At 39.3% G+C, this 15,912-nt stretch carries 18 protein-coding genes; 4 read left to right on the top strand and 14 right to left on the bottom strand.

Annotated elements, in window-relative coordinates; all coding sequences use genetic code 11:
• Positions 1 to 167: 167 nt before the first annotated feature.
• A complete protein-coding gene (locus PL9214_RS22285) occupies positions 168 to 731 on the top strand; it encodes a hypothetical protein (RefSeq protein WP_072721021.1) in 564 nt (187 codons plus the stop codon).
• Here the strand turns inward: PL9214_RS22285 and hypF are convergent.
• Positions 679 to 3,138, bottom strand: a complete 2,460-nt coding sequence (gene hypF / locus PL9214_RS22280) for a carbamoyltransferase HypF (protein WP_072721019.1) — start codon at positions 3,136 to 3,138, stop codon at positions 679 to 681. The two genes, PL9214_RS22285 and hypF, sit on opposite strands and share 53 nt — an antisense overlap.
• A gap of 77 nt (positions 3,139 to 3,215) precedes the next feature.
• Here hypF and PL9214_RS32785 point away from each other — a divergent pair, with 77 nt between their 5' ends.
• The 3 genes from PL9214_RS32785 to PL9214_RS22265 all read left to right on the top strand — a co-directional run bounded on the left by PL9214_RS32785 (position 3,216) and on the right by PL9214_RS22265 (position 5,246).
• Positions 3,216 to 3,500 carry a calcium-binding protein gene (locus PL9214_RS32785; RefSeq protein ID WP_072721017.1) on the top strand — a complete coding sequence of 95 codons (285 nt, stop codon included), beginning with the start codon at positions 3,216 to 3,218 and terminating at the stop codon, positions 3,498 to 3,500.
• Complete coding sequence (locus PL9214_RS22270) at positions 3,475 to 3,696, top strand: hypothetical protein (RefSeq protein ID WP_072721015.1); 222 nt, start codon at positions 3,475 to 3,477, stop codon at positions 3,694 to 3,696. The genes PL9214_RS32785 and PL9214_RS22270 overlap by 26 nt, the downstream gene beginning before the upstream one ends.
• A 269-nt stretch (positions 3,697 to 3,965) precedes the next feature.
• Positions 3,966 to 5,246: a pentapeptide repeat-containing protein gene (locus tag PL9214_RS22265; protein WP_186440434.1), complete on the top strand. Its 1,281-nt coding sequence runs from the start codon at positions 3,966 to 3,968 to the stop codon at positions 5,244 to 5,246.
• 13 nt (positions 5,247 to 5,259) lie between these two features.
• On the opposite strand, the gene PL9214_RS22260 is transcribed toward PL9214_RS22265, so the two are convergent.
• The 13 genes from PL9214_RS22260 to PL9214_RS22200 form a co-directional block, all read right to left on the bottom strand.
• Positions 5,260 to 5,529 (bottom strand): DMT family transporter, encoded by a 270-nt coding sequence (locus tag PL9214_RS22260; protein WP_245824334.1) that lies wholly within the window; start codon positions 5,527 to 5,529, stop codon positions 5,260 to 5,262.
• A 71-nt stretch (positions 5,530 to 5,600) separates the two neighbouring features.
• Positions 5,601 to 7,217, bottom strand: a complete 1,617-nt coding sequence (locus tag PL9214_RS22255; RefSeq protein WP_245824333.1) for a mechanosensitive ion channel family protein — start codon at positions 7,215 to 7,217, stop codon at positions 5,601 to 5,603.
• Positions 7,218 to 7,286: 69 nt separating this feature from the next.
• Positions 7,287 to 8,066, bottom strand: coding sequence for a hydrogenase nickel incorporation protein HypB (gene hypB / locus PL9214_RS22250; protein WP_072721009.1), 780 nt, complete (start codon positions 8,064 to 8,066; stop codon positions 7,287 to 7,289).
• A 1-nt stretch (position 8,067) separates the two neighbouring features.
• Positions 8,068 to 8,409 carry a hydrogenase maturation nickel metallochaperone HypA gene (hypA, locus tag PL9214_RS22245; RefSeq protein ID WP_072721007.1) on the bottom strand — a complete coding sequence of 114 codons (342 nt, stop codon included), beginning with the start codon at positions 8,407 to 8,409 and terminating at the stop codon, positions 8,068 to 8,070.
• Positions 8,410 to 8,494: 85 nt separating this feature from the next.
• Positions 8,495 to 8,926, bottom strand: coding sequence for a hydrogenase maturation protease (locus PL9214_RS22240; protein ID WP_072721206.1), 432 nt, complete (start codon positions 8,924 to 8,926; stop codon positions 8,495 to 8,497).
• 20 nt (positions 8,927 to 8,946) lie between these two features.
• Positions 8,947 to 10,113 carry a SpoIIE family protein phosphatase gene (locus PL9214_RS22235; RefSeq protein ID WP_072721005.1) on the bottom strand — a complete coding sequence of 389 codons (1,167 nt, stop codon included), beginning with the start codon at positions 10,111 to 10,113 and terminating at the stop codon, positions 8,947 to 8,949.
• A 22-nt stretch (positions 10,114 to 10,135) separates the two neighbouring features.
• The gene (locus PL9214_RS22230) at positions 10,136 to 10,636 is read right to left on the bottom strand and encodes a PAS domain-containing protein (protein ID WP_072721002.1); all 501 of its coding nucleotides are present in this window, start codon (positions 10,634 to 10,636) and stop codon (positions 10,136 to 10,138) included.
• Positions 10,637 to 10,638: 2 nt separating this feature from the next.
• Positions 10,639 to 10,902, bottom strand: a complete 264-nt coding sequence (locus PL9214_RS22225) for a (2Fe-2S) ferredoxin domain-containing protein (RefSeq protein WP_072721000.1) — start codon at positions 10,900 to 10,902, stop codon at positions 10,639 to 10,641.
• A gap of 72 nt (positions 10,903 to 10,974) precedes the next feature.
• Positions 10,975 to 12,405, bottom strand: coding sequence for a Ni/Fe hydrogenase subunit alpha (locus PL9214_RS22220; RefSeq protein ID WP_072720999.1), 1,431 nt, complete (start codon positions 12,403 to 12,405; stop codon positions 10,975 to 10,977).
• Positions 12,406 to 12,468: 63 nt separating this feature from the next.
• Positions 12,469 to 13,017, bottom strand: coding sequence for an NADH-quinone oxidoreductase subunit B family protein (locus PL9214_RS22215; RefSeq protein ID WP_072720997.1), 549 nt, complete (start codon positions 13,015 to 13,017; stop codon positions 12,469 to 12,471).
• Positions 13,005 to 13,721, bottom strand: coding sequence for a bidirectional hydrogenase complex protein HoxU (hoxU, locus tag PL9214_RS22210; protein WP_072720996.1), 717 nt, complete (start codon positions 13,719 to 13,721; stop codon positions 13,005 to 13,007). The genes PL9214_RS22215 and hoxU overlap by 13 nt, the downstream gene beginning before the upstream one ends.
• A gap of 140 nt (positions 13,722 to 13,861) precedes the next feature.
• On the bottom strand, positions 13,862 to 15,511 hold the full coding sequence (gene hcp / locus PL9214_RS22205; protein WP_072720994.1) for a hydroxylamine reductase: 1,650 nt from the start codon (positions 15,509 to 15,511) through the stop codon (positions 13,862 to 13,864).
• Between the two features lie 51 nt (positions 15,512 to 15,562).
• On the bottom strand, positions 15,563 to 15,868 hold the full coding sequence (locus PL9214_RS22200; RefSeq protein ID WP_072720993.1) for an antibiotic biosynthesis monooxygenase family protein: 306 nt from the start codon (positions 15,866 to 15,868) through the stop codon (positions 15,563 to 15,565).
• Positions 15,869 to 15,912 lie beyond the last annotated feature (44 nt).

Here is a 15,912-nt window from a genome sequence, read left to right as displayed (position 1 = left end):
TAAGCTTGAATGTCCTCAAGTCCATACCGTTTGTCTACAACCACATCCGTGAGTCTGAGGATGTTTGTAGCCCATGAGTCACGGAGAATAGGGCTTACACATTAGACATCATCAAGGATTGCATGAGTTGAGTTGAAACTGTATTTCTAGTAACGGTCGGTGGACAAATGCAAACGGAAACCAAAAGGCAACGAGCATCAACAAATACGATTGTTCGACGACAGGCGACACCGAAAGAGCGAGAGTTAATTCACCTGTTAGCAAATTTGGGGTGTTCTCAAGCTAAATATGGTTTGAAACACGCCACCAGCAAAGGGGTAATTAGTCCAGAAGAACGGTTGCGATTAGCGGAATGGCATTATCTTCGCTTACAACAAATTCGTCGCGTTGAACGCAGTTTAGATCCCGTTGCCACCCTCAAACGTGTCTATTTCAAAAGTAAGTTGAGTCCCCGCAATTTAGAATCTTTGAAATTATTGTGGGTTGAAGAAGAAAAAACCAGAGTCAAACGAGTTGATCCTGAACTGGATGATTTGTTGTGTGAAGCTTTAGATAAAGGGGATACCCTGAAGCAAATCTTTCGGATCATTGAAGTCAAAGAACGACAATTTGCGCGAACGCCTGAACCGGGTAAAATCCCCCTTTGGGTGCAAGAATGGGAAGATTCCAATTATGAAATTAACTTTTTTCCGCCTTCTTTCCCCGATTGGGCACAGATTGTTGATGATTAATTAAAAAGGCAGCTTGTCCTAGTGCTAATCCTCCATCATTTGGAGGAATTTTTTGTGACCAATACACCTGAAATTGTTCTTGACAAAGCCGTTTAATCATGCGTTCAATTAAGTATTGATTCTGAAAACATCCTCCACTTAAGGTTATTGTTTTTTCGCCTAATTTTTTGGCTATTTCTACAACCGCTTCAACTAAAGTGTTATGAAATTTAGCTGAAATTAAATTAAGGGGTTTGTGGTTGATTTTATCCTGTAATATCCCTTGAATGGTAGATTCCCAATTGAAATACTTCAGATTTTCCCCTTTTTCTAAAGGTTGGGGAAGATCACACCATTCAAAAGAATAATATTCATCGGTTTCTAAACCTTCAATGGCAAATTCTAAGGCCATTGCCGCTTGTCCTTCAAAACTGACTGTTTGAGCAATTCCTAATAAAGCAGCCACCCCATCAAAGAGTCTGCCTACACTTGATGTTAAAGGTGTATTTAATTTCCGATTTAACATCGTTTGCATAATTTTTAACTCTTGAGTTGTGAAAGATTGCATCAAGTCTAAATTTATCTTGAGATTAAATATAGAATTTCCGAATAATTCATATAACAATCCTAACGCAATTCTTCGAGGTTCATAAACCGCTTTATCTCCACCCGGAAGGGGAAAGGGACGAAAAGAACCAATACGTTGAATTTGGGTTTCTGTTAGCTGAAAAAATTCTCCTCCCCAAATAGTTCCATCTAGTCCGTATCCAGTTCCATCCCAGGCTATTCCTAATAAGGGAGATTGTAAATGATGTTCAGCAATGACAGAAAAAATATGAGCGAGATGATGTTGTACGCGAATCAAAGGAATGGGGGGATTTTGTTGGGATAACTTCTCTGCAAATTGAGTGGAATAATAATCAGGATGAGCATCACAAACAATCACATTCGGTTGAAAATCATAAATCTGACTGAGGCTATTAGTCACCTCTTGAAATGCTGCTAAGGCTTGGGGATTTTCTAAGTCTCCAATATGTTGACTTAAGAATGCTTTTTGATTAAATACTATAGCAATTGTATTTTTTAAATGTCCTCCCACCGCTAAAATTTTTTTGGGAGTTTCTATTGACAAATCAGAAGGCTGTGCTAAACTAAAGTTAGTTTGATAGAATGGGGATCTGTCTGCGCCTATAGACTCTTCTGGAATCGGAACAGGTAAAGGCGCGTAACCTCTGGCGCGACGCAACACCATTTCTTCACCTGCAATCACCCGAACCACAGAATCATCAATGGGTCTAACAATCGGGCGGTTATGAACTAAGAAAAAATCCGCGATTTGATTCAACCGAGTGACCGCTTCTGCTTCGTCAATACAAATCGGTTCACTGGTAAAATTGCCACTGGTTGCCACAATGGGAAAATTTAATTCTGCTAATAATAAATGATGTAAGGGTGTGTAGGGTAACATCACCCCTAAATAGGGATTTCCGGGTGTAACGGATGGGGAAATTATCCCTCCTAATGGAGAAATTCGACGTAACAAAACAATCGGAGAAGCTGGGGAAGATAATAATTTTTCTTCTAATTCAGAAACCAAACAATCCTGCTTAACTTGTTCTAAATTAGGATACATCACCGCCAACGGTTTAGCGGGGCGACGTTTGCGAGTGCGTAAATTCTGTACGGCGGTTTCGTTTCTAGCATCAACGATTAAAAGAAATCCACCTAACCCTTTTAATGCTAAGATTTGACCCAAACGAATTATATCCGCCGATTGTTTTAACGCTTCCTGAAAACTAGCAATTATATAACCATTTTTATCCCATAATTCTAACTGTGGCCCACAAACCGGACAAGCATTGGGTTGAGCATGAAATCGACGATTTAAAGGATTATTATATTCCTTCTGACAATCAGAACACATGGTAAAAGTTGCCATTGTGGTGTGATTTCGATCATAAGGTAACGCTTGAATAATCGAATAACGGGGGCCACAATTGGTACAGTTTGTAAACGGGTATTGATAACGGCGATTTTCAGGATCAAAAATTTCTTGTAAACAGTCGGAACAGGTTGATAAATCGGGTAATACAATTGCCGATTTTTGAGCGTGAGTTGTAGATTCAGAAACGTGGATTTCAAATTGAGAATAACCTACCGTTGGTAACCAAACCGAGTCTAAACTTTGGATTTCAGATTGAGGTGGTTTTTCCTGTTGAATACGGCGTTGAAACTGTTCTAAATTCTCCCGTAAACCTTCCACTTCAATACAGACACCTTGAACGGAATTATTCACCCATCCGGTTAAGTTTAACTGAGTTGCGAGACGATAAATAAACGGACGAAAGCCAACGCCTTGCACTGTTCCTTGAATTCTGAGTTGCAAGCGATATTGTCGAGAATTGAGATCAGAAGAAGGTTGTGACATAGATCAGACTCAGAACAATTTTATTATAGCTATATTAGCGAGCGATCGCAAAAATGATGTTAATTTAGGGTGATATTATGGTTCTGATTCCTGACCCATCTGGAGAACAACGTTTAGTTGCAACGAATCAATCCGACTCTATTTTACTAACGGCTGGACAGTTAATCAATTATTCATTAGGTGTAGGGTTATTAGAAGGAAATGATACTTTACAAGGGTCGAATGATTCTGAAAAAGTGAATGGGAATTCTGGGGATGATATGTTAATCGGATTTGGGGGAAATGATTTGTTATGGGGTGGACAGGGAGAGGATTATTTAGTGGGGAATGATGGCAATGATACGTTGTTTAGTTATTCCTGAAAATCTTAAACCCTTTTTCCCTGAACAACAAGCTTCTGATTTAGTTGATATTACTAATCCTGAAGCAGAGGGAATCTTGACTTATATTTATCTCAAAACCAATGAAAGAAATATTTTAATTGGGAGTGTTAATGATGTCACTCCGGCTGAAATTCGAGATAGGTTTATCACGATAACAGAAGGTTTTGTCTTTTAAAAGTAGAAAATAGGGAATGGGATTTAAACTGTATTATATTCTAGGGAGCGGGGACGCTCCCCCTACAATAATTGGGTAATTTCTTCATCACAATACTAGAGAATGAACAGCTTAGTTTAGGAGATTAGTTTAGCGAAACATCCAAAATTGCTCAAAATTTATCCGGGTTTGTAGATAGACCCCCCTCCTCATCGGTAAAAAATCGTGGTATGAAAGGTAAAACAGGATTGTCAGCGAGCAAACCCGAAAGGTTAGAATCATTAGAAACAATGCTAGAACCAAACTCCAAAGAACGCTTTGACTCGAAAAAAGCCTTACCTGGTTTAAAATCATCGGATTTAGGAACAGAATCAGAATCTCCAACCCCTAAACCTAGAAAAGCTGTTGCTAATATGATTTTGGCAAGTGTGGCTGTTTTGAGTACAGGAATAGCAATTTGGGTTTGGGTCGAAAATAGTCGCCTGAGCCAACGTTTGAAGACAGAAGCGTCTAATTTAACAACATCATCGGCTAAAAAGCAACCTAAAAATCCGCAAGAAACTCTATTAACAACAAAGAAATGTCCTGAATGTAATTTAAGTAAAGCTAATTTAAAAAAAGCGTCTTTGAGAGAAGCATATTTATGGAAAGCAAATTTAGAAAATGCTGATTTGAATGATGCAAATTTAGAGTTAGCTGATTTACGGGGTGCAACCTTAGCGGGTGCAGATTTACGAGATAGTCAATTGGCAAGTGCTAACTTAGGATATGCTAATTTAATGGGGGCAAAATTGAATAATGTTGATTTTCAACAAGCTAATTTATGGCAAGCTAATTTAAAAAATGCGAACCTCAATAATGCTACATTCAGACAAGCTGATTTACGCAAAGCAAATTTAGAAGGTGCTATTTTAGAATCTGCTAATTTCTTAATGGCTAATTTAACGTCAGCCAATCTCAAACAAGCTCAATTAAAAAATGCTAATCTCAATGGTGCTATTTTAGAAGATGCGAATTTAGACAAAGCTAACTTGCAAAATGCGGTTTTAACGGAAGCAAATTTAACCCAAGCCAATTTAGGGAATGGGATTTTAAATCAAGCGAATTTACAAGATGCTAATTTATCTGAAGCGGTGTTATGGTTAGCTCAATTAGAAAAGGTTAATTTAGAAAATGCCAATTTAGAAAAAGCCAAGTTAGGTTATGCTAAACTGAATCAAGCGAACTTGAATAATGCTCAATTAATTGATGCCGTATTAGAAGGTGCAAGCTTAGAAGATGCAGAGTTAAAAAAAGCAAATTTAAAAGGAGCAAAATTAGAACGAGCTAACTTATTAGGCGCGTATTTAGAACGAGCTAATTTACAAGAAGCCAATTTAGCGGGAGCAGATTTACGAGGAGCAAATTTAAGTAAAGCTAACTTGCAAAATGCCTATTTACAAGGGGCAAATTTACGCGGAGCTAACTTAAAAGGGGCAGATTTAGAGGGGGCAAATCTACGGGATGCCCAGTTAAAAGGAGCAACAATGCCGAATGGAAGAATTTATGTGGATGAAGAAGAAAAGGAATAAAAGATGAGTTAAATTAGGAGGAAGTTGCTTTTAAGCCAATTAAAGAAATTACTAATAAACTCAGAAAAAATAATCTTCCCAAACTAACCGGATCTTTAAAAATAAGAATTCCCAAAATTATAGTTCCTAATGCTCCAATACCTGTCCAAACGGCATAAGCAGTACCCAGAGGAATAGTTTGCATGGCTTTACTGAGGAACCAAACACTTAACACCCCAAACCCAATAAATGCTAAAATAGTCCCTAGAGCGATGCCAGGTTTATTGAATCTGTTGAATAGCACGACAAAAGATCTCGTTAAAGACTTGTAGATGTAAATTCGTGTTTAGTTTCTCACTACAAAAACTAAATTCCCTACATCAAATACTCTTGTCTCAAGTGCCAAATTAGCTCCTGACGCACTTCACTCTTGATCCGATTTCCCCGTTCGCAATGCTCTAGCTTGATGTCATCAATGTAAAACTTAACGGTTGTATCCCGAACAAATTCTCCCTTCACTTCGTTGATTAATACCTTGGGATCTTGCCATTCATTGCGCGATGATTTGAAGCTTTCTTTCATCCAAGACCGCAATTCCTCAATCAGGTTATCCACACGAGTCTCTTGACCTGTAGGATTATTGACAACTCGGAAGACCTTGTTGGCTTTCGATTTGAGTAACCCGAGTTTTTGTTCCCAATATCGGGGTAGCATCACAATATCTTCCTTAAAGAGATCTGGATCTGTGATCCATGTTTTATACCACTGTCGGATCGACTCAATCAGCGTCATCTCTCCACTGCCAGAGGCTTCTACCAAACGAGGTCGCCTGCGCTTATCAAAGTGATCGGAAAACAACTCCAGGCCAATCATTTCACAAATCTCCAGATAGCACCCTCGCAGCAGCCGGATTTCCTCTCCATCTAATCCGCCTTTTTCCATGAACCCTAGCTTTTCAGCCAAATTGGCTAACGCGGTTTCAACGTTGTCCAAATTTCTGCTGACCTGTTGCTCAGCGATCAACCGCTGTTTTCCTGACTCCCGCTTCTCGTTCGCCAACACCGGTAGCGAATAGCCGTAATAGCGATCGATGACTCCAAGCTTTTGTCCGATATCTCCCATCGTACCGGGATGAGCCAAAACCACCTTCTGCATCAAGGCGATCGCTCGGGCTGGATCAACATCGCCTTTAATGGGGATAGAAACGGTGTAGTAATAGTGGTTGGTTGGACGGCTCAGGTTCAGGATGCTGTCACTTTCCAGTTTGCCATTTGGGATGTAAAGTTCGGCGTGAGAATCGATCAGATAAAGTTTTGTGACCCGCAGTCCGATTTTACGAATGATAGCCCGCTCATTGTCACCGAGTGAAATGACATCGCCAAAGCTAAACGGGGTATCAATCAATAGAACTAACCCACTGAAGAAGTTAGCCAGAATGTCTTTGAGTGCAAAGCCTAGAATAAACCCAATTCCGCCTAATGCCAGCAGTAACTTTGATAAATCAACGCCTAAAGTTTGCAAAACCAACAATCCACCCACCAAGTAGATCAGCAGAGGAGCGATGACTTCGATAATCGGCACCACCACATCGTCCCACATTGCTTCTGACTGTTCGGCATACTGTTTAAGCCCATAGACTAGAACCTGATTGACCAGTTGAACAATCCAATAAGTTGCAATGACCAAAATCAGGACTGTTAAGGCGGAATGAAGCGACTGGACGATACCAGACAGACCTGCGGCTGGCAACTCAGGCAGGAGGAAGTGGATACCTGTGAAGCAGGTCATTAACACTAGAGGTATCCGCGAAACTTCTACCGCCACTAAAGGCAGATCGTTGGGCAGTTTCCGGAAGATTGCCCGCAAAACAGACATGAGCAGCAGTAGGAAGAAAATGACGGCAACTAAGGTAATGGACTTGTTGAAGAGTTCTCCCATGTTGCCCAGGTTTAGTGTGATTCCCAAAATGGGAAATAGTGAAATTTTAATCATGGTGATAAGCTGTTATGTATTTAAACTGTGATTATACTATTACCTTTGCTATTTTTCAATATTCTTCTATTACACAGAAGCTACTTCTAAAATCTGTTGTTCTAAAAATTGATACCATTGATTCATCCCTTGACCTGTTTTTGCAGACACTTCAAAAATTTGAGCTTGGGGAACTATTTTTTTGATATTATTTAAAGCTAATTCTCGGTCAAAACCGACGGCTTCCGCAATATCCATTTTATTAATAATCACCACATCAGCCGTTTTAAATAAGGTTGGATATTTTAACGGTTTATCTTCGCCTTCAGTGACAGACAGTAACGCAATTCGTTTGTTTTCTCCTAAATCGTAGGCGGCGGGACAAACTAAATTACCGACATTTTCAATAATTAATAGTTTAACCTGATCTAAGTTAATTTTAGGCAGGGCTTTTGCAACCATATCCGCTTCTAAATGACAAACGCTTCCGGTGGTAATTTGAACGACTTGCGCCCCTGAACGTCTTAAGCGTTGAGCATCATTATCCGTCGCTAAATCTCCCACAATAACCGCCCCCGGAAGACGAGAATTAATATCGGTTAAGGTACGTTCAATAAAGGCGGTTTTCCCTGAACCGGGGGAGGATAAAACGTTTAAAACAAACAGTCCTTTTCCCCAAAAAAAGCCTCGGTTTCGTTCGGCTAATCGTTCATTTTTGGATAAAATAGCTTCATGAACCGTTAAGGTTTGATGGGAATGGTTATGATGAAAATGGTCATGATTATGATCATGGGTGTGGGGATGTTCATGATCATGATTATGGATTTCAATAGTTCCAGGGGTAACAGCACAGCCGCAATTTGTACACATATTAAGAAACCTCTAAAGATGTTAATTCTAATTCTTTTCCTTGACGAATATCAAGGCTATATTGATGACAATGGGGACATTCATCAATAAAGTCATCGGGTTGAAATTCGACGTTACAATGATGACAATAACAGCGCACGGGAATAGATTCAATTTCAAAACGAGCGGTTTCTGCTATTGTTCCTTTGGTCACAACATCAAAGGCAAATTCTAACGCTTCTGGAATGACTCCTGATAATGTCCCTACTTTCATTTTAATCCGATGGATTTGAGTTGCCCCTTGTTGTTTAGCATGATTTAAGGCTATCTCTAGGGTTTGTTCCATAATACTGACTTCGTGCATAATTTGTAGTCACCCCTTTAGGGGTTTCTTTTTAGGGGTTTCTTTTGAGTCCTGAAGGACTCACTACGGTTGATTATAATTAATTTTAGGTTTTATTGATAAGATTTTGAATGATTTTTAAGGCTTCTTGAATGCCATTTAATGCTTTTTGAGAAAGGGTTTCGCTGAGTTCAAAATTCTCTCCAGGGATAGCAATTAACCAAGCTTGAGGGCTTTTTTGATAGAGAAATTGAGTTAAGGATAAAAGCGATCGCGGGTTTAAAGAATGACCCCAATTAAATAAATCTGAGGGTAAAGGTTCCAAGGATATAATATTAACGGTATCTCCTTCTAAACCAGCATCGACAAAAATAACGGTTTCAACTTCTGCCATTTCTGCGGCAATTTCCGGGGTAAGTTGATGGAGAGATTGCGATCGCACATTGGCTAAATTCCACTGTTCAACCTCCGCGATCACCGCTTGACCAATGCCATCATCGCCACGAATGGGGTTGCCATATCCGATAATTAATATCATCTTTTTTCCAAATTCCCCTGTTAACAATATTCTACCATAACTTCTTTTTGTTGGCTACGAAGTAAATGGACTAAATCTTCGATTAAATTACGACGAATTGAAATATTTTTAGGTAATAAAGGATTTTGATAAAACTCATTCATTTGTTGACCGACTAAAAAATAAATTGAATCCCCTTCTAAGATTTCCCGTGCTAATAATATTGCTCCATTTCTATCGGAAGATAATCGAGAAATATCTCCTTTACATTTTCTAATAATTTCCGTTGCTTTAGAAATGGTTAAAATGCCTTCGGTGACTAAATCAACTTCTTTTAATTTGCCAATAGGAGGTAAATCTTTTCGCATCGTGGGAATATCCATTTCAATGGTTTCTCCCATATAATTTGCGACTAAATTTCCCGTTGTTCCTCCACAAATGACTTTACGACCCGGAAAACTTAATAACCGTTCTGCATAAACTTCATCTTGAGTAATATCTAAAGGGGGGCCAGTAAAAATCATGACGGGGTTGGGTTTTCTAACATAAACCCCCACAAAAGTTGCATCATCACCAATTTTATCTCGATATAAAGAGCGAGTTTCTGATAAAACTTGCTCAATAATCATCCGTGAATTTGTGGCTTGACTAATAAAAATTCGCTCCATATATTTAGCAATATTATCCCAACCCCAGCCAAAATTCATCGTATCTCCTAACCCTGCATACAGAACACCATCACTAATAGCTCCAATAAAATCCCCTCGTTCTAATTTTCCTTGAGAAGATTCTATTTTTTTTCCTAATATTTTATCAATTTTGGTTTCTAATTTAACAATGCGACCTTTTTTAAAATAAAGAACCGGAGGGTTATCAAAATTAATCACTTTAAATTCATTGGTTAAATGATTAATTGAAATAATGGTAAAAGTAGCATAGGCAATTTTTCTCACCTGACAAATGGGTAAAGTTCCTATAACGGTTTTAATCACTTCTTCTAAGGGAACATCCGCATTTAACATCGTGATTAAAATTTCAGTGGTTAACGTTGCTAAAATACTGGCTTTTACCCCACTTCCTAACCCATCGGATAAAACAATCGTGCTTTTTGTTTCAGTTTTAGTAAATTTAACTTGATCACCACAAAGTTCTTCGCCTTTTTTATTTAGGCTAAGATTACAAATATCAAAAAAGTTATCTTGATTCATATTATATTAAGTTTGTGATAGTTTACTGATTCACCATTTCAATAATTTTAAGTAAACTCACTTTTGTTTCTGCGGTGGTTTCTCCTAATAACCCAGCTATTTCTTGAGCGACTTTCATTTGATTATCTACCACTTCATTCACTTTTTTAACGGTTTCTGCTTTAATTCTATCGGCTTCTTTTTTCCGTTCCATCTCGGCGGTAATATCGGTCATAATACAGCCAATAATATTTTCTTCTTTAATCGGAAAAATAAATTCTCGAATATATAAATCATATTGGGAATAGGAAGTTTCTCGACCTCGAATCACGGTATTAGTTTCCCAAGCTTCTTGGAAATGCTCAATATTTCCTAAAATTTCCGTTGCAGATTTTCCAATAATTTTTTCTTCTTCTAAGTTAAAGATTTGACAAAATGCTGGATTAACTAATTTAATAATTAAATCTGAATCTACGGCGATTAAACCGTTCGGATCATATTTCCATAAAAGTTGCCAAAGGTGATTTTGTGCTTTTTCTAACATAGTTAATTATTGTTTTCAATAGCAGGAAGGATTTCTTTTAAAAATTTATCTTCTATATTTTGAGGGCTAATATTAATAAAATGCAAATCTCGAAACTTCATTACAATTCCTGAACTGCACGTTTCTAAACAAAATGAACCTTTTAACTCAATTTTTTGATCAATATTATATTCACTCATTAAAGCTTGCAATTTGGGTAGAACTTCATAGACTCCCATTTGGTGACAAGCGGAACCCATACATAAATATAAGTTTTCTTTTGACATTTTTTCTCTCCTAATAAAGGGAGTAGAGGAGAAGGGTTTGGAAGGGCGAGAAAACCTCGCCCCTACGGGTGATTAATTGCGATATTTTTCTTGAATTATTGTTCCATCCTTTTGAATTAATTGAATGTGTAATGGCATTTGTCCGACGGCGTGGGTAGAACAACTTAAACACGGGTCATAAGCACGAATTCCAGCTTCCACTCGGTTTAACATTCCTTCAGGAATCTCATTTCCATGAATATAATGTTGGGCAATTTGAGTCACGGTTTTATTCATGGCTAAATTGTTTTGTCCGGTGGCAATAATTAAGTTAACTTTCTTAATTAAGCCGTTTTCATCTACTTGATAATGATGGAATAAAGTACCGCGTGGTGCTTCACTCACTCCCACTCCTTCTAAACAGTTAATTCCTGCTTCTGAACGCACCCGTTTTGAGACAACATCCGGGTCATCAATTAACTGTTCAATGGCTTCAATACAAGCCATAATTTCTACTAATCGTGCATAATGATAGAAGAAGGAAGAAGTGGCAACTCGTCCCCCTGCGCGATGACGAAATTCGATTAATTCTCGGTCTGCATCTTCGGTTCCAATACAGTCACAAACATTCAATCTTGCTAACGGCCCAACGCGATAAATCCCATCAGGATATCCCAGAGGTTTGTAATAGGGAAACTTGAGATAAGACCAATTTTCAACAGCTTCTCCGAGGAAGTCTTGATAGTCATCTTCGCTTAAACCATCGGCAACAATTTCGCCATTACTATCAATAAATCTTAGATGTCCTCCGTAATGTTCCCAAGTGCCATCGGGGGCAACTAACCCCATAAATAATGAAGGGAATTTCCCAAAAACATCAACTTCTTGGGCTAATTCACTATCTAACAACCGTTTAAATAAACTAATCGCTAATTCGGTGGTTTGTCGAGCTTCCGGTAAGCGTTCTATAATCCAGTTTCGCCCGTCTTCAGACAGAGGAGAACGCACCCCACCGGGAACCGCCCAAGCCGCATGGATTTTTTTTGCGCCTAATATTTCAATCACCGTTTGTCCGAACTGACGCAAGCGAATTCCCGCCCGTGCTAAATCAGGATCAGCCGCCATTAAACCGAAGACATTGCGTTTAGCAGGATCACTATCCCAACCTAATAGAAAATCAGGACTACTGAGGTGGAAAAAACTTAAGGCATGAGATTGAGTTAACTGGGCTAAATTCATCATGCGGCGAAGTTTTTCACCGGCGGGAGGCACTTGAACTGCTAGGATTTTATCGCCTGTTTTTGCTGAAGCTAAGAGATGACTAACGGGGCAAATTCCGCAAATTCTGGCGGTAATTCCGGCCATTTCAAACATCGGTCTACCTTCGCAGAATTTCTCAAACCCGCGAAATTCTACAACGTGAAATCGAGCGTTTTCGACTTCTCCCGCATCATCTAAATAAACGGATATTTTAGCGTGTCCTTCAATCCGAGTAACGGGATCAATAATAACTGTTTTAGACATATTTTTAACCTCTGGAATTTGTATTGTAGGGGCGGGGTTTTCCCGCCCTTCAGCAAGAACAGGTTAACCGAATTTCAGCATTTCTCGCCCAACCATAGCGGGTTTTTGTCCTTCTAAAAGAGGAGCAATAGCGGCTTTAATTCGCTCCGCAGACGGAGGACATCCGGGTAAAAAGATGTCAACATTAACTAATTCATGAATAGGGCGAACGCGGTCTAACAGTTCGGGTACAATTCCCGGTTCTTTGGGGAGTTGAGTCCCTGTATCACTGAGTTCTAAATAACAACGTTTTAACACAGGTTCCGTGCTGCCTAACATATTTCTCATCGCCGGAACGTTAGCCGTTACAGCACAATCTCCAAAAGAAATTAAGAGTTTTGTGCGTTTTCTGACTTGATTTAATAACTCTAAATTTTCTTCGTTAGCAACAGCACCTTCCACTAAACAAACATCGACGTTTTCGGGATAATCTTTTAAGTCGCAACCGACGGGACTAAACACAACATCGACTTTTTCCGCGAGATCAAACAGCCATTCATCTAAGTCTAAAAACGACATATGGCAGCCGGAACATCCCGCTAACCAAACTGTAGCAAATCTTATCTTGTCCATTGATGTTTCCCTCTTGCTTCTGCTAAGAATTCTAGTTTTTCGCGATCGCGTTGCATTTCGGCTGTTGTTGTGCCTTTTCTGAAGATAGAACCCGTCGGACAAGCATCAACACATTTGCCGCAGGATGTACACGCATCCACTTCACCCCAAGGTTGATTTAACCCTGTAATAACTTTGGCTGCGGCTCCCCGATAGCCGATATCCCAGACGTGGGCTCCTTCAATTTCAGCACAAACTCTGACACACCGAGTACACAGAATACAACGGTTATGATCGATGCCAAATTTAGGATGAGTAATGTCTACTTCTCGTTCAGGAAAACGATAGGGAAAACGACTATGATCCATCCCCACTTCAATGGCAACGTCCTGTAATTCGCAGTTTCCATTGGCAACACAAACCGCACAAACATGATTTCCTTCTGCAAATAATAGCTCTACAGTCATGCGTCGATAATCTTGCAGTTGGGGGCTGTTTGTAAAGACTTCCATGCCTTCGGAAACTTCCGTTACACAAGCGGGTAATAAACGATTAATGCCTTTAATTTCAACTAAGCATAACCGACAAGCTCCCACATCGGAAACGCCTTCTAAATGACAAAGTTTCGGAATTTTCACTCCTGCTTCTTCAGCCGCCTTCAGAATTGAGGTTCCTTGTTCTACAGCAACATCAATTCCATCAATAGTTAGGGTTTTTACAGACATATTTTTTTGATCTCCTATAAGGTTTAAATATGAAATTTAATCCTTTAATTTTAAGAGGTATCTAGTTTCATTATAGCATTTTTTCCTGGAATTTTTAACATGATTTGTAGGAGAAAGGTGGGCAAAAGCCCACCCAATCTTTAAGCTAAACAAGCTGCCAAATCTTCATCGGGAGTTGAAATCGGTTTGAGATGATAGGTTTCTGACAGTAATTTGAAGACATTGGGAGAAATAAAGGCGGGTAATGTGGGGCCTAAACGGATGTCTTGAATGCCTAAATAGAGCAGCGTTAATAAAACTGCAACGGCTTTTTGTTCATACCATGACAAAATCATTGATAGGGGTAATTCATTGACCCCAATATCAAAAGCTTTGGCTAACCCTAACGCAATTTGAATAGCAGAATAAGCATCGTTACATTGCCCCACATCCATCAACCGAGGAATGCTCCCAATCTCCCCTAATTGTTTATCAAAAAAGCGGAATTTCCCACACGCTAATGTCAGGACAACGCAATCTTGGGGTACTTTTTCCACAAATTCGGTATAGTAACTCCGTCCGGGTTTTGCTCCATCACAACCCCCCACTAAAAAGAAGTGACGAATTTTTCCAGTTTTAACGGCATCAATCACATGATCTGCAACATTTAAAACGGCATTGTGAGCAAATCCTGTTTTGACTTCACGGGGAGTTTCATCATCAGAAAATCCAGGGAGTTCTAAGGCTTTTTGAATCACCCGAGTAAAGTCAGGAATACCGCTTTCATCTGAGGGTAAATAATTTAACCCTGGATACCCCACAGGCCCAATGGTAAACAGTTTTTCATCATAGGTTTCATGGGGTGGCATTAAACAATTGGTTGTGACCACAATCGCCCCTGGAAACTTAGCAAAATCTTTAGTTTGATTCTGCCATGCTGTGCCAAAATGTCCGTACAAATGGGGATATTTTTGTTTTAAAACCGGATATCCGTGAGCGGGTAAAAGTTCTCCATGAGTATAAACGGTAATTCCCGTTTCTGCGGTTTGTTGTAACAACGCTTCCAACTGTTTAATATCATGTCCAGAGACTAAAATAGCCTTACCTTGACGATGATTTAAGGGAACCGTTGTTGGGGTTGGATGTCCATAATGTCCGGTATGTCCGGCATCTAATAATTCCATCGCCCGCAGGTTCATTTCTCCGACTTTTAACGCTAAACCGACCCAAGCATTTAAGTCTAAATCTTGCTGATCTAAAGCAGCTAAGGCTTTATAGATGAACTGATAAATCTTTTCATCTTCTTGCCCCAATTCGTAGGCGTGGAAGGTGTAAGAGGCTAATCCTTTTAAGCCGTAAATCGTGGTTAATTGCAAGGAATAAATGTCAATATTCCCACTGGCTTTTTGAATTAAATCTAAAGCAAACTGTTGTCCTTGTTCCGCTAAACTTTCTTCAAAGTTCGGCTGATAGGAACAGATTTCTGGCCATTGAATCGACGTTTGATTTTGCTGTTCAACGGCTTGTTTTAAGGTTTCTCGAAAATGCAATGCTTCTTTGGCGGAGTCAGAAAATCGCTTCGTATTGAAGTTAACATTCGTCATCGTGGAAAAGATCGATTCACAGCTAAAACGATCCAGTTCCCGATTTGGAATTCCTAACTCATAGGCTTTTAACGCAATGGGGGCAATACTCCGTAAGCAATACATTAATAAATCTTGGACTGCATTAACTTCAGGACTTTTACCACAAGCTCCCCATTGATGACACCCATTTCCACTCGCTGTTTGTTCGCATTGTTCGCAAAACATAATTGACTTACCCTCGTTTAAAGTGTGTGTTGTAATGGGTGAATTACAATCCTATAGAAGCGTTAAATCTTCTATTTCCTCGCAGACTTGATGGGATAATAACTGACTAACCGTTTGCATGATTTGAAAAGCTTGGGGATCGGGTGGATCACCTTGCCAAAATTTTTGCCAGTGTTCTAAAGTTTCCCATCGAGCGATCGCAATAAATTCCGATGAATGTTGGGTAGAACGCAGTAATAAACTACCTTTTGAACCTAAAACCTGATGTCGAATGGTTTCAGTGGCTTGTGTCCAAGCTTGAATAAATTCTGTTTTCTTTTCAGGTTGAACTTTCCAACGATAAATCACTCGAATCATCAGATTAATCACTCATCGAAACTAACGCCAATCTCAGAGCAAAA

It is taken from the genome of Planktothrix tepida PCC 9214 (assembly GCF_900009145.1).
Taxonomy (GTDB): domain Bacteria; phylum Cyanobacteriota; class Cyanobacteriia; order Cyanobacteriales; family Microcoleaceae; genus Planktothrix; species Planktothrix tepida.
The sequence above is the reverse complement of the archived record's forward strand: the minus strand, read 5'-3'. Positions and strand labels throughout refer to the sequence as shown.

Bases quoted from the DNA above. Each gene is read 5' to 3' on its own strand.
- PL9214_RS22255 (WP_245824333.1), bottom strand. From the start codon at position 7,217: ATGATTAAAATTTCACTATTTCCCATTTTGGGAATCACACTAAACCTG.
- PL9214_RS32785 (WP_072721017.1), top strand. From the start codon at position 3,216: ATGGTTCTGATTCCTGACCCATCTGGAGAACAACGTTTAGTTGCAACG.
- hypB (WP_072721009.1), bottom strand. From the start codon at position 8,066: ATGTGTACAAATTGCGGCTGTGCTGTTACCCCTGGAACTATTGAAATC.
- PL9214_RS22285 (WP_072721021.1), top strand. From the start codon at position 168: ATGCAAACGGAAACCAAAAGGCAACGAGCATCAACAAATACGATTGTT.
- PL9214_RS22270 (WP_072721015.1), top strand. From the start codon at position 3,475: ATGATACGTTGTTTAGTTATTCCTGAAAATCTTAAACCCTTTTTCCCT.
- hypA (WP_072721007.1), bottom strand. From the start codon at position 8,409: ATGCACGAAGTCAGTATTATGGAACAAACCCTAGAGATAGCCTTAAAT.
- PL9214_RS22230 (WP_072721002.1), bottom strand. From the start codon at position 10,636: ATGTTAGAAAAAGCACAAAATCACCTTTGGCAACTTTTATGGAAATAT.
- PL9214_RS22220 (WP_072720999.1), bottom strand. From the start codon at position 12,405: ATGTCTAAAACAGTTATTATTGATCCCGTTACTCGGATTGAAGGACAC.
- hcp (WP_072720994.1), bottom strand. From the start codon at position 15,511: ATGTTTTGCGAACAATGCGAACAAACAGCGAGTGGAAATGGGTGTCAT.
- hypF (WP_072721019.1), bottom strand. From the start codon at position 3,138: ATGTCACAACCTTCTTCTGATCTCAATTCTCGACAATATCGCTTGCAA.
- PL9214_RS22200 (WP_072720993.1), bottom strand. From the start codon at position 15,868: ATGATTCGAGTGATTTATCGTTGGAAAGTTCAACCTGAAAAGAAAACA.
- PL9214_RS22225 (WP_072721000.1), bottom strand. From the start codon at position 10,902: ATGTCAAAAGAAAACTTATATTTATGTATGGGTTCCGCTTGTCACCAA.
- hoxU (WP_072720996.1), bottom strand. From the start codon at position 13,721: ATGTCTGTAAAAACCCTAACTATTGATGGAATTGATGTTGCTGTAGAA.
- PL9214_RS22235 (WP_072721005.1), bottom strand. From the start codon at position 10,113: ATGAATCAAGATAACTTTTTTGATATTTGTAATCTTAGCCTAAATAAA.
- PL9214_RS22265 (WP_186440434.1), top strand. From the start codon at position 3,966: ATGCTAGAACCAAACTCCAAAGAACGCTTTGACTCGAAAAAAGCCTTA.
- PL9214_RS22240 (WP_072721206.1), bottom strand. From the start codon at position 8,926: ATGATATTAATTATCGGATATGGCAACCCCATTCGTGGCGATGATGGC.
- PL9214_RS22215 (WP_072720997.1), bottom strand. From the start codon at position 13,017: ATGGACAAGATAAGATTTGCTACAGTTTGGTTAGCGGGATGTTCCGGC.